The 14,120-nt window shown below is 32.3% G+C and carries 10 protein-coding genes and 1 pseudogene; 5 read left to right on the top strand and 6 right to left on the bottom strand.

Annotation, left to right across the window (positions count from 1 at the left end):
- Window positions 1–1,131: 1,131 nt before the first annotated feature.
- A complete protein-coding gene (locus IW492_RS11510) occupies window positions 1,132–2,217 on the top strand; it encodes a DUF871 domain-containing protein (protein WP_202067778.1) in 1,086 nt (361 codons plus the stop codon).
- An 11-nt stretch (window positions 2,218–2,228) separates the two neighbouring features.
- A complete protein-coding gene (locus IW492_RS11505; RefSeq protein ID WP_202067777.1) occupies window positions 2,229–4,070 on the top strand; it encodes a beta-glucoside-specific PTS transporter subunit IIABC in 1,842 nt (613 codons plus the stop codon).
- Window positions 4,071–4,382: 312 nt separating this feature from the next.
- On the opposite strand, the gene IW492_RS11500 is transcribed toward IW492_RS11505, so the two are convergent.
- Both IW492_RS11500 and IW492_RS11495 read right to left on the bottom strand, forming a co-directional pair.
- Window positions 4,383–5,831 (bottom strand): helix-turn-helix domain-containing protein, encoded by a 1,449-nt coding sequence (locus tag IW492_RS11500; protein ID WP_202067776.1) that lies wholly within the window; start codon window positions 5,829–5,831, stop codon window positions 4,383–4,385.
- Between the two features lie 961 nt (window positions 5,832–6,792).
- A complete protein-coding gene (locus tag IW492_RS11495; RefSeq protein ID WP_202067775.1) occupies window positions 6,793–6,948 on the bottom strand; it encodes a hypothetical protein in 156 nt (51 codons plus the stop codon).
- Window positions 6,949–7,150: 202 nt separating this feature from the next.
- On the opposite strand from IW492_RS11495, the pseudogene IW492_RS11490 reads away from it, so the two are divergent.
- The 3 genes and pseudogenes from IW492_RS11490 to IW492_RS11480 form a co-directional block, all read left to right on the top strand.
- A pseudogene (locus IW492_RS11490) lies at window positions 7,151–7,525 on the top strand (IS30 family transposase); the annotation flags it as partial.
- A 191-nt stretch (window positions 7,526–7,716) separates the two neighbouring features.
- Window positions 7,717–8,307 carry a TetR/AcrR family transcriptional regulator gene (locus IW492_RS11485; protein ID WP_202067774.1) on the top strand — a complete coding sequence of 197 codons (591 nt, stop codon included), beginning with the start codon at window positions 7,717–7,719 and terminating at the stop codon, window positions 8,305–8,307.
- Between the two features lie 208 nt (window positions 8,308–8,515).
- Window positions 8,516–9,034 (top strand): hypothetical protein, encoded by a 519-nt coding sequence (locus IW492_RS11480; protein ID WP_202067773.1) that lies wholly within the window; start codon window positions 8,516–8,518, stop codon window positions 9,032–9,034.
- 1,194 nt (window positions 9,035–10,228) lie between these two features.
- On the opposite strand, the gene IW492_RS11475 is transcribed toward IW492_RS11480, so the two are convergent.
- The 4 genes from IW492_RS11475 to IW492_RS11460 all read right to left on the bottom strand — a co-directional run bounded on the left by IW492_RS11475 (window position 10,229) and on the right by IW492_RS11460 (window position 13,852).
- Window positions 10,229–10,651 (bottom strand): hypothetical protein, encoded by a 423-nt coding sequence (locus IW492_RS11475; protein WP_202067772.1) that lies wholly within the window; start codon window positions 10,649–10,651, stop codon window positions 10,229–10,231.
- Between the two features lie 17 nt (window positions 10,652–10,668).
- Window positions 10,669–11,304 carry an ABC transporter ATP-binding protein gene (locus IW492_RS11470; protein ID WP_202067850.1) on the bottom strand — a complete coding sequence of 212 codons (636 nt, stop codon included), beginning with the start codon at window positions 11,302–11,304 and terminating at the stop codon, window positions 10,669–10,671.
- Window positions 11,305–11,306: 2 nt separating this feature from the next.
- Window positions 11,307–13,478, bottom strand: a complete 2,172-nt coding sequence (locus IW492_RS11465; RefSeq protein ID WP_202067771.1) for a hypothetical protein — start codon at window positions 13,476–13,478, stop codon at window positions 11,307–11,309.
- A 98-nt stretch (window positions 13,479–13,576) separates the two neighbouring features.
- Window positions 13,577–13,852, bottom strand: a complete 276-nt coding sequence (locus IW492_RS11460; protein WP_202067770.1) for a lactococcin 972 family bacteriocin — start codon at window positions 13,850–13,852, stop codon at window positions 13,577–13,579.
- Window positions 13,853–14,120: the final 268 nt, after the last annotated feature.

Raw genomic sequence — 14,120 nt, 5'->3', positions numbered from 1 at the left:
TAAATGTGGGAAGCTTCTATCAGTTATTCGTTGAATATTGATAATAAACTCCTATTTCCTCAAGTGATTTATTAAAATATTAGCTTCTGGGGAATGAATCATATCCGTTAAACTTGAGAGCTTCTTGAAATCATTTTTAAGATAGAAGGCTTGGCAGGGACTTTTTTTGTATTCAATATCAGACTACATATTCCAAGAAGCTTTTCACCAGCATTCAAAAAGGTACTTCCTAAACCAGCTCCCTATCATTCTGTAGAAATACACTACTCATAAATGTAGTATTCAAATCTTTTGATCCAAGACTTTTTTATTCCAAAACAGAGGTCGATAACCCTGTCATTTTCAAGTGCGATAAAACTGATAGATGTATCCTCTAAAATGGAATTTGTGATAAATATTTTTACTTCAATAAAAATAAGAATACCATTTTACAGAGTGGATAAAACTGGATAGGCAACGATCCTTCGAAGTAGATAGGAGCAAGATCTTACATAAGCATAAGACAGGGGCCGACCATGCGACGAGTATTCGAAGAAGCGTAGGAGCAAGATCTTTATACAGGAATGAGTTGTTAACTAATCTGATCGTCGGACACATACCGTCTCATTAGAGATTCTTACACAAATAGGACTGGCAGATACGAAGCTGCTCGTTCTTATCATTGAAGCATACAAGTTAAAATTCTCTATCATTGACTATCATTTACAGGCTATCTTTTAATATAAATTATAATTTGGTCAGAGTGCTGGGAAGTAATGATACGTTAAAATAAACGGGAACTAAAATCACTCATGGGAATCTATTCATGGGTGATTTTTTTATGGTGAAACAACAAATTTTAGGAGGAAATGCAATGAAGAAATCCAAAGGTAAATAGTTCAGTAGTAAGCTTGTGAATGTCTTTATGTTGATAACGACTAGGATGAATTCAGTGAGTATTCTAATTTCTGCGACGGTGGAATCGTTGATATTTTTTATTTCTGATTATTTACAAGTAGATTGTATATCTAATTTATAAAACGAGACGATCATAAATAACATGGTGCAATGCACTTTTTGAGCTTGAAGAATGTTTTTTTTTCATAGATTATTGTTATGTAAGATAATAATAATTAGAAAGTAGGGAGTCTATTGACATTAGGTATTTCAATTTATCCAGAAAAAACAACCCAAGAAAAGGATCAGGCATATATTGATTTGGCGTACCAGTTAGGTTATCGCAGGATTTTTACTAGCTTGTTGGAATTAGCAGGAGATGAAGAGCAAGTAATTAATAACTTTAAGGAAACAGTTCAATATGCTAGCAATTTAGGTATGGAGGTTATGGTTGATATTAATCCTAAAATTTTTAGCCAAATTGGAGTAAGCTATGAAGATTTGTCCTTCTTCTCAGAGCTAGGGGCGTATGGTATTCGTTTAGATATGGGGTTTACAGGAAGAGAAGAAGCAGAAATGACGCGCAATGCATATAATTTAAAAATTGAAGTAAATATGAGTATTGGCACAAAATATATTGACAATATTATGTCATTTTCACCAAATAAGAAGAATTTAGTTGGTTCGCACAATTTTTATCCAATGGAATATTCAGGGTTGGATGAAGGATTCTATAAAGCCTGTTGTCAACAATTTAAAAACTATAGTCTTGAAACAGCTGCTTTTATCACAAGTAAGAATGCAATACTAGGACCATGGCCTTTACAAGACGGGTTATGTACATTGGAACAACACCGAAATCAGACGATCAGAAATCAAGCTCAATATTATGTATTAGATGAAGCGATTGATACAATCATCATTGGCGATGCGTATGCGAGTGAACAAGAGCTTGCAGAGGTTTCGGAAGTATATTTTGCCACACATCCTCAATTGCAAGTAGTACTGGAAAATAATATTCAGCCAATTGAAAAGAAAATAGTGTTGGAGGAAAAACATAGTTATCGTGGGGATCGTTCAGCATTTTTATTGCGTTCAAGTTTGCCGCGTTTTAAATATAGGGAAGAATCAATTGCCGCAACAAATTGTCCGCCGTTAAAAAGAGGTGATATTGTGATTGGAAATAATAATTTTGGACAATACAAAGCGGAACTGCATATTGTTTTACAAGATATTCCTAATAATAAGCAAAGATGTAACCTAGTTGGTCATTTGACAGAGGAATCGTTAGACTTGCTGCCCAAATTAAAAGCCTGGTCAAAATTTAAATTAGTACAGTAAGGAGAACAGTCATGAATAATAAAGAATTAGCTCAAAAAATTTTAGAAGGAGTTGGAGGAAAAGAGAATATTAATGACGTCTTTCATTGTGCGACAAGACTACGCTTTCGTTTGAAAAATGAAGATGTGGCCTCTACTTCAGAATTAAAAAAAATGTCTGAAATAATTCAAATTGTTCGAAGCGGCGGACAATATCAGGTTGTAATCGGGAATGAGGTAAGTACTGTTTATGAAAGTTTATTAGATGTGATGGGCGGGAATGTTGCAGGCGATGAGACAACCGGTGAGAAACAAGGGCTGGTTGCCAAATTTATTGATATTGTTTCTTCTATTTTTACTCCCTTTTTAACAGTATTAGCTGGTACTGGGGTATTAAAAGGATTATTAAGTCTGGCGGTGTTTTTATCACCTGAATTTGCTGAAACAGGAACTTATACATTATTAAACGCTACTGGGGATGCTTTCTTTCGTTTCCTACCTATTGCAATTGCTTTTACAGCCGCTAAAAAGTTTAAAACAAATCAGTATATAGCAATGGCGTTAGCTATGGCTATGGTTTACCCAATTGAAAATACTGCCGATCTTACTTTTATAAGCTTACCGGTTATTTATGGCGCAGGCTATACGTCAACGGTTTTTCCAATTATTTTAGCAGTTCTTGTTCAGCGTTATGTAGAAGGGCTCTTTAAAAAAATAGTACCGAAATTTTTAATTTTTGGTGTTACGTTATTGACGCTAATAATTATGGTTCCGCTTACGTATATATTAATTGGTCCTTTAGGCACAGTAATTGGTTCTATTTTAAGTAAGGGGGTAAATGGTCTTTATGAATTTAGTCCGTTAATTACTGGGGGAATATTGGGAGGCTTCTGGCAAATATTAGTTGTATTCGGTATGCATTGGGGCTTTGTTCCATTAACGCTGCTTAATTTTTCAACATTAGGCTATGATAGTTTATTGCCAATGTCAATTGCCGGAGTAATTGCCCAATCAGGTGCAGCGTTCGGTGTCTTCTTAAAATCAAAAGATAAAAACATGAGAAGTCTTGCTGCATCAAGCTCATTAACTGCTTTGTTTGGGATTACGGAGCCTGCGGTATATGGTGTCACATTACCGTTGAAAAAACCGTTCATTGCTGCTTCAATTGGTGGAGCAATTGGAGGGGGAGTCATTGCATTTTTTGGAGTTAAATCATTTGCATTCAATGCTAGTATTCTTGCTATACCAAATATGATTGGACGAGACGGTATTGAATCAAGTGCTATGATGGGTATCATTGGTTTATCAGCTGCCTTCGTAATAGCTGCTATATTAGCATTTATTTTAGGCTTCGATGAAGGTCAAGAGGATAAACGTATTAAGAAAGAGATAGCTGCCAATGAAGAAAAGCCGTCAGTGGTTAGCGAAAAAATTACTGTTTTTTCTCCAATGAGTGGTAAACTGCTCTCTTTAGAAAAGGTAGATGACCCTGTATTTTCTTCTGGTTCTATGGGACGAGGGGTAGCCATTTTGCCGAGTGAAGGAAGAGTAATAGCACCGGTAAGCGGTACAGTAACTCTTCTATTTCCTACAAATCATGCTATTGGTATTGTCTCAGAAGAAGGAGCCGAAATTTTAATTCATATTGGAATGGATACGGTTGAATTAAATGGTGAAGGGTTTACACCCTTGGTTAAACAGGGCGACAAGGTAGTGCTTGGACAAGAATTACTTTTATTTGATGAACAGTTTATCAAAGCACATAAAAAAAGTACAGTTACACCAATAGTGATAACTAATTCTACAGACTATCACAATATTGAAATTGTTGTTAACGGAGAGGTTCTAGCTGGTCAAAAATTACTGGAGAACTAAGAAAGTAGTTAATCCTGAAAAGGGTTTGGGGTATAAATAATTTCCAGACCAATACTATTTGGAAAATCCGAATAAATGGTGGAACAGAAGCAAAAAGCTCTTTTGTTTCCTGCTGTTATTGGTACGTAAGTGCTCTATGATAAATGGGACTGATGAAATTAGAAATAATTTCTCAGTCCCATTCTCATTTTATTATGAAATAACCTATCACTCTCTATTAAGATTAAGTCACTACTTGTTATTTTCGTGAATTCCTTCTTATTGTCAGAGTAGATGATGCATGATATCTATTTGGTGTTTGAAACTGAGCGCTTATGCCCCAGTCTCTTTTTCCATAGTGATTTTTCTTATCTGATTGTTTAAGTCGTACCAATTGCGATCACTAAAATAATCAGAAAAACAAATAACATTTTTTATAGTTTTTGGTGTAGCAGCTACAGAGGTAACTAAAATTGCTGTATCAGGGATGGTAATTGGCTCATCATCCATCATTAAATGGCATTTAATATTGTAGCGACAATGATTTTCTAATTCTTTTTTTATGAACAATGCATGTTCTAAGTCAGTATCAACAAAAATGTAAATATCGATACAGTGTTCAATTTTATGGAGACGATTGTAGAGCTCATACCAATGGGTAATTAGGATGTAGATTAATTCATTGACTTCAGATTGTGATGCATCAGGAGCCATAAGATTGACGACATAAGAAGAAAGATAATCTTTTATATGAGGGTACTTAGTTGATAAATGCTCTAGAAAAATCTCTCTGCGATTATAGAGAATGAAGGTTCGTGAGTTTCTAAATTGCAAGATATTCATGAAATCCAGTGTTAACATTTGTTTGGTAGAGTCTGGTAAATCAATTCTTAAATCAATTGATATATTATGTAAATTTGTTTTAATCGTTTGTACTTGGTGTTTTAATTCGCTTGATTGCGCTAACATTTTTTCTATCTGATTATAGGAATGGTAATAGTAATAATTATTTAGTTGATAAAACATGTCATTGATTATTTCTAAGGTTAGCGGAATACCAAATAGAGAGTGGAAGCTGTTTACAAATACTTCATCCGACAATAGTTTACTTGAGCTGAAGCGATAATTTTTAAGAGAAATTCGATGATTGTATTTAATACGTATGGAATTGAGATATATCCAGCGAATATATTTGTTCACTTGATTTTTATAAATTTTTATCCCTCTTTGATGAAATAAGTCATGAACTAATATATGTAAGTAGTGTTCTTGTTCCTTAGTCAAAAATTCCAGATTAAAATATTTTTCATCATAAAAATAATTTAAAAATTGTCTAATCTTCTCTTCGTCTCCTGTAATTGAGAGATTAGATCCGGAAATGATAATACCTTCCTTCTTTAAAACAGGTTTGATTCTTGAAATAGCTCGTTTAACTGTCGAAGTGCTGACAAAATTCTTTTCAGCTAATTCATCCAGAGACATGTTTTCAGCTAAAAATATTTGTTGAAGTACAGATAATTCTAAACTATTTTTAAAAATTACGCTGTAGATATATCGAAAAGAATGTTCTTTTGGAATTATTAGGCGTACTCCTCGGTTATCAGAAGAAATGTATATGGGGAGATTATACCCATTAAATTCTTGAATATATGTTGAGATAGTGCGGATAGGAATTGTTAGAGAGCTGCTGAGTTTCTTCAACGAATTCTTACCGCGATTTTTATTCAATTTTTCTAATAAGGTTAATAATTTTAAATCATGGTTAGACAGTAGCTGTCTCAAGGTCATCACTTCTTTTTTTTACTTTATTGTTAGTACTCTAATTGAGTAAATTCAAATAGATAGAGAGATTATATCACACTATCTGATAACAAAAAAATATTGTTAATTGAAGGTAAACTTTTTGTGCCCTTACCAGCTGCATAACATTTTATTTGTCAAATTAAGTTGAGCAAACATCTTTATATACGTAATTCAAAAATACTCTTATTGGAATTTTTGAGTTCAATGATTTTTTCAGAGTATGTTTTTTTGAAATAACCGAATGAGCAAAGGATTCAACCTCAGTGATAAAATTCATGTATTTTGCAAGTTCACCTTGTAATAATATTTAGTTGGAGATAACGAAGTTATTAGTCAAATAAAAGAAGATGTTTTACAGCAATTACCAACTCCGAATCCGAGAGCTAGACTTTCATGCAGAACTGTTATGATAGCTGTTGGGGTAATACATTCAGGTTCGTATTCTGTAGTTGCGTGGCTATCGGGAGTCACGGGCACTGCTGCTTTTGTTGTTTCATTATTAGTTTTTATAGCACACTACTTAGCATCACTATTGTCCTAGAAGAATGAATAGTTTGGGATTACTTAAGAACAATAATTATTTTCTTATCAACTTAAGTGTTAGTTTTTTGTTTGTACTCACTGTTTTTAAAGGCCAAAGTAATATATTGTTAACGGTTTTGTTTTATATTATTGTTAATTTGACCGGCTGGATTAATAGCTACCTTTCTTGTAAGTATTGTGAGAATACGCATAAACAGTTTAAATAAAAAATTTATGCTTTACTTCCAATTATTAGTTGTCTATACATTATTACTATTTTCTATATTTGAAGTTTGTATAGCTAATGTTTGAAAAAGGTCACCTTAATTGAATGACCTTTTTAGTATATGAAATTTATTAGAATTATAATAGTAGCTGTTAATAAAGCTATTAATAGACTGACAATTTTTTGATGTGATTATTTTTTATTTTGTAATTTGTTAATTACTTCATCAGTAGAATAGATCTTCAGTAATCGCTTTATTTCATTTTCAATATTAAAAGCTAAAGCTTTAGCACTTCCTAAGTTTTTTAAAGCAAGTGTTAAATAATTAAAAAAATCTTGTTCTGACATAAAAATCTCTCCTGTCATTATTTTCATTTTTTGTAGTTAATTATTTTTATCAATAATTCATATGTTTCTATATCTAAAGTGTAAGCAATTTTTTTTATGTTGTCGATTGAAATGTTTCTTTTTCCCGTTCAATATCTGAAATGCATATACGATGTAAACTGCAAGCGAAAGTCAATTCTTCTTGTTCTTATGGTTTTTAGAAAAAAAGTTGACAAATATTGAAAAAACGACAACTGAATGGCTACAAAATAGTCCTCGAAACTTGTTTAAATCCATTACCTTTGACTGTGGAAAGGAATTCTCAAACTGGAAAAGCATAAGTAATTCCAACGATATTTCTATTTATTTTGCAGACTCTGGGACACTGTCACAACGTAGGCTAAACGAGCATTCTAATGGACTGCTATGTAAAGATGGGTTACCTAAAACGATGGATTTCAATCAAGTTGACCAAGCTTTTGTTGCGGCTGTTGTTTCCAAATGAAATCACATACCAAGAAAATCCTTAAATTACCGAACACCATTAGAAGTATTTTTGAGTTACGTAAATGAGAAACAATTATCCAGCTTAATTTAACAAATTAAATAAAAATTCAAAGCCGTTTAGAATTATGACTGGAAATAAGCTAGAAATACAAAACTTATGTCAACCTCTAGATGCGTTAGAGGCAAGATTATGTGATGAGAGGAGGTATTAATTTTACCTTGTCCCATGAATTATTTATCGGTATACTAAAATCTCAAAGATGGTAGAAAAGGAATGCTAACATGCAAATGAAACGGGTTATACAAAATGCGGTCATAGAACTGGTAAAAGAAAAGCAGATTGATAAGATCAGTACGACAGAGATTGCTAAGCGAGCTTTTATTAGTCGGATTACATTCTATAATTATTACGCAAACAAATATGAAGTGATTGAATCGTTATTAGAAGAAATTATCGAAGGATTTAAACAAATTCAAAAGAAGAATGCTACTTTTTTACTGACGATAGATATGGAATCAAAGTCAGAAATAACTGAGCGCTTATTGCCTAATGTATTAGAAATCACTGGTTATTTTTATGAACGGAAAGAGGCAATAGAAATGTTGATGAATAAAAATAGCGATGTGGAGTTAATGGATGAACTGTATGCTGTGTATTTTGATCATTTTATCCGAGTGTTACCGACTATTTTTTATGTAAAATTTTCTAAGCGAGATTTGGATTACTACGCTTCATATATGACAAAAGGAGTAGCCATAATTATAGAGAAGTGGTTTCAAGAAGGATTCCAACAATCTGTAACATTCATTTCGGAGAGCATCCTAAAAATGTTGAGTGATTCTTTAAATAGCTTGTACAAAAATTCAAAATAGATTTAGGATACTCACTAATTTGAGAGAATTAATCATAGTGTTTCTTGATAACAATAGACAAATGAGTGTTAAGTGTAAATGAATTTCACCTGCTAATAAAGTATCATTAATCTATAAAATAGTTGTTATTTATCAAGGTTAATCTGGCCTGTGAATAGCATCTTCATAATAGATAATGAATTAATCTGATGAAAAAGGGGAAATTAAAGTGAAGAAAAAATTATTTGTAGGATTTTTGTTAACACTGTTGACTATCGGAATGGTAGGTTGCGGAGCAAGTAATGATGTGAGTAAAGATGAAAGCAGCACGGCAGGTAGTGGTGAAACAAAAGAAGCATCAGTAGAAGATTTTGTTGCACTTACTGAGGTATATTTCGAGAAGCAACAGGCATTGATGATGAAGCAGTCAGAAGGGCAATCGGATGATTTTGAAGTGGTAAGTCAGCATGCCAAGGATGTTATTAATTCTGACGAGTACAAAGCTTGGGAAGCGGAAGCTAAAAAAATGGATGAGCTTCAATTGGACGCAGATGAAGAAAAAGTAAAAGAGCTTACTGAACTACAGGCTGCGTTGAAAGAATATAATGAAATTCAAGCAGATTATTTTAACAAGTTAGCAGAGGCTGCAGATAAAGAGGCCTATAATCAAGTGAATACGAATTTAGCAGATAAATTAGATGCTTCACAAAATAAATTAATTGATTTGATGAATACGATTGATTTATAAGGGTTCTGCACCATTGAATTATTTCGGAAGAATACATTTACACAAATTTGGTTCTTTGCGTAACCACGTTTATAAGCATGAGGGCAGTTGCCTTTTTGAGTAATCTCGTACTTCAAATATAGAGGTGCTTGCCTGCAAGTTCTTTCTCTTTTGCCGTATTAGTGATGACCATTCTAGACAATGTTACTTTAAAATCAGAAGCGGTACTTTAGTAATTGTAAATCCTGATTATATACTCCTGTTCATCAAACCATGGCTCTGGATCGATTTTGGGGTTTGAACTATCATAAGGGCGAGGTAAAAAATAGAACTTTTTTTGATCCAGAGTACTAAATGGTAAGATATCCAAGAGCTTGCCTAATCACACAATATATAATGCTGATACTAGATAATGGGCAAAATGGGATTCCGGTGTATAAAAATGTATCAGGAATTATAAAGTAGGAGCTATACATTCTATAGTCAATTAAATTCTTGCCGTTTATCAACTAATTATGACCCTCCTTGAAATGTTGACATCTCAAGAGTTACAGGCAATATTAATAGTATGTTTTCAAAAAGTTACCTTGGCATTTGCCAGGCTTCCCGGACGTGAAGTCACGTTATAGGAGACTCACTATCTAATAAATTCACCACTAGTTAAACTTCTTGTTCGATAGTCTAACTGATATTAGCATAAAATTAGGACAAGGTGAGCTGCCTCATCTTTTTCAGTTCATAGAATTGTTTCATTACGCGATAAACTGAAGAAACCGAGACATTTTTCTGTCGCGCAATCTCTGTCATTGCCGTTTCTTCTGTTCGAATTGTTCACGTACGTTTGAAACTCGGATACTTTATTCATTAGAATGAGTGCAGGTTTTGATGTAAATCTCCAGCGGATAATCACAGAAGCCATAGAACATAAGCAATGCGGATAATTGCGAGGGGCGTCATCGAGGACACCAGAAAAAAACATACACACCTGTTCCTTGATTAGTTCTTTAGAAAAACAATTTTCTTCGAAATGAAGAGTTAAGTCTAGAGTATCGAGCATATCTTTGATAGAATCTGAATAGGACATCGTGCATTTTCCTTTAAAGTGGTTTTTGACGACTTTATTTTAAAGGATTGTAGGGTGCCTTTTCCATATATTTTTACTAAAAAAGATGCCAGTGATTTCTCACCAACATCATAAAGTATAGAGCCGTTTTATTATTCAGCAGTTTTATTTTTTCTCATTACTTTCATCACAGCACTAGGAACTGAATCATCTATTATAAATGTTATTTTGTATACATAGCTTCCTTTATAATGAACCTTAACATAATTATGATCTTCTGGAGCTTGCCCACCTTTAAATGTTAATTTTTCAATTTTCATAGTAGTTAAATTTATTACTTCAATATTCTTATAATCATCTGGTATTTGACGCTTTCCATCATCAGCGTATTCTTTTCCACCATTGTATGTCACCTTTTCAGGTACAATTGCGTATCCAATTTGCATTTTTACTAGAGGATTAAATCTATTTAGCGAATCAAATCGTGATGTTACATAAAAAAAGGAAGAAATAACACCAACTACCAAAAGAATCAAAATCAATAGTTTCTTAAGTGTTCTATTTTGTAATTTCATTTGTAGCTCCTTCCTTTTTATATACCGAGCCTAATAGTATGATGACAACTCTCTGCTACTTTGTTATCATGTGTTACTATGATAATAGTTTGCCCATTTTTGTTTAACTGGTTCAAGATTGCTAAAATTTCATCTCTATTTTTAGTATCCAGTGATCCAGTTGGTTCATCCGCGAGAATTAATTTACTTGGTTTTAATAGGCAACGAGCAATAGCAACTCGCTGTTGTTCTCCACCTGAAATTTCAAATACTTTTAATTTTTGATAATTTTCTAATCCAACCATTCGTAGTGCATTATCTATTAACTCTTCTTTTTCTTTTTTTGTTTGTTTCACATATCTTAACGCCATCAGTAAATTTTCTTTTATAGTAAAATTGTCGACTAATGCGAAATTTTGGAACAAATATGAAATGTTTTCTCTAATCATTTTATTGGATTGCTTCGAATTTATTTTTGGTGCTGCTTTCTGAAAAATATGATATTCACCTTGTTCAATGGGCTCAATCAAGCCAATGGTATTAAGCAAAGTTGTTTTTCCGCACCCACTAGGGCCGGTTATTGCAACCATATCGCCATCGTTGATTTCTAAATTAAAATCTTTAAAAACGACTTTATCCCCGAAACTTTTATTGAAGTTTTTGATATTAATAATACTCATCTTACGTCCCCCTTCAAACCTGCACTAAGTGTTCCTTTTTCATATCGAGTAACCATTAAGAAAATAATAAAAATATCTATTGATACTAGTAACAAGTAAGCTAACATTGATAGTAGTTGCTTATTCAAAATGACTATTTCTATCAGTCCAAAAATATAGATGGAAAAGAAATAAAAAATTTCATTGCGATACCTATCATAGAAAGTATAGCCTAAAAGTCTTGATATAATCATTTCTTTTCTCTTGGAAGCCAAAATAATCAATATAATGTAATAAGAAGCTAATACGCTAACTGAAATCGTTAGACATAGGATAGTAATCCAAATCCCTACACTAGATTGTGAAATAAGCAATTCTTGTGCAAAGCCTGTGGAAAGAATATTTTCAAATTGTATAGAATTATTATCAAGGTTGTTATTTATTATTGCTTCACTTATAGCAAGTTTATTTTCTTTAGTATTCTCAATTCTAAGTGGATTACTTAATGGACTATTTTTTAGGAACATGCTACTTGTGTTTATTGTGTTGTTATTTATGCAAAAAATAATTGGATTTTTTATAAATGTCTTATTATTTCCTATCATTTCTATATTTTCAGAAAATATTTCGTTTTCATTGTTTGGATAAAAGATAAACCTAATTGGGATATCTTCAATATTTTCAAACGAGTTATCCGATAGAAGAGATGCGAGTTGAATTCTTATAAAAAATTCTGTTTTTTCAAAATCTTTTTTCAAATATTCAGGAACTAGATAAGTCATTTCTGTTTCAGAATATATTTTTGATAAAGGTGTTGGTAAGTTGAATTGAATTCTTTTCAGATAGTTCTCATTAGCACTCATAATTAGATAATCATCCGAATTATCAAATTTTATATCTTTAAATTTACTTGTATTTATTTTAGCTCCGTTAAATACGGTACCATTTATATTACTTACAGAAACATATTGAATGTCAGCTGAAGTATCTAACTCTTTATACAGATTAATTAATTTAGAATCTAATTTTCCTTTCCCTTGGAGAGACTCTTGGAATTCATCATCAACGTAGTTAAACTTTGATAGTGTAAGATAATGTTTCTGCTGTTCATATAAATCTTTTGCTTTTAAGTCCTTTTGTAGAGTATTTAATTCTGTTACTAACAAAGGAATAACGGCAACAACGGCAACGAAAACGAAGAACTTCAATAGATAACTGAAATAAAGTGAAAATTTTAAATTAAAGAAATTTTTTAAAATATCCGAGAGATTATAGCGTCTAATAATGATTAACATTACTAAAGAAAATATCCAAGCTAATACAAAAACAACTAATTCAACTAACGTTAATTCCAAGAAATAAGATAGATTGCTATCTGAAATAATAAAGGATTGAATAGGAAGTGTACATATATAGAAAAGAGCAGGGACTAATAATATAACTTTATTAAGCTTTAGCCAAATATCTATATCTTTAAAGCCAAGCAACTTCATCACACCGATTTCTTTTAATTTAGCAATTGGATAAAATGCACTCATCAGGCAGAATATTGCCATGATAATGATTGATAGCACTAACACTAACAAGTATATCGTTCCTTGACCATATGCTTGCTCATAAGTAGCTTTTAACAGTTCATCTTTAGGAATTTTAAAGACTGTAGAAATCTGATTTAAAATATCATCTGAATCTTTTGATTCTGATATAAGTGTATAGCTACCATTTACACTCATTTTATTTTTATCATAAAAATCCTGCAATGTTCCAAAAATTAACTTCTTATCGGAAAACATATTCGAAATACGGCCACTTTGATTGTTATCTTCAGTATTATAATTTGCAAGAAACTCATTATTAGAAGCAGGGATTTTTCCACTTGCTAGTTTGATACCCAATTGATCAAAATAATGAGTGGAATATATACCTGATTTATAAATATATGTTTTTCCATTTTCTGTTAAAATATCAGAACGAATAAATGTAGCGTTGTATTTTTTTGATAAAGAAGAAAACTCTGATAACTGATCGTCAATTGATATATCCGAATCTTTTATGAAAAAATGAGTGGAATTACTAGTTAACTCAATATTATCATAATATTTACCTTCTTCTGATTTTTTATTTAGTGCAAATGCAATACTTATTAAAATGGTTATTATAGATAGGAATAAGATCATTGCTTTTTTCAAAGTAGTTCCCCCTAATTTTAAAGAAAAACGGAACGTAAAATACATACGCCCCGTTCCTATTATAGTTGAGAGAATATGTCTACTCTCTCAAAGCCATTCTACCAATAATTATAATAGAAATTACATCCTGAATATGCGCCAAGACGAGCCTTAGCCCACACGCCAGCCCCTTGAGCTTGATAAGATTCCTCTGAACCTTTTTTTACAGTAGCGCTGTGGCGTTTAGTACCATGGAAATAATCAGAATATGAACCTGTGACACCGACACCATAATTCCATGTACCACCATCAGGGTATTCCGTTGCTGCTGAGACAGCGATACCACCAGTAGCCAAAACAATTAAAGATAATGTATAAATAACTATTTTTTTCATAAATATCCTCCTCCACACATTTAATGTTGTTTGAAATATATTTAACCCAAATTTCAAGAACAAGTTAGCCACTTTTCGAAATAAGTGAAAAATGTCTGTTATCTCTACGTTCCGTTGTTGATTTGATTGTGAGTTGGTGTGTGGCAGTCTGATCAGGACAGTCTGGTATCCGCCAGACTTCCCAGACTTAAGCCACATTCCAAGAGGCTCACTGTCAAATCAACTCACAACTATAAAAGCTTCTTGTTCAAATTGTTGTCTGGGGGTT

Origin of the sequence: Enterococcus sp. BWB1-3 (assembly GCF_016745275.1) — a bacterium.
Taxonomy (GTDB): domain Bacteria; phylum Bacillota; class Bacilli; order Lactobacillales; family Enterococcaceae; genus Enterococcus_L.
This window is presented reverse-complemented; position numbering and strand designations above follow the sequence as displayed.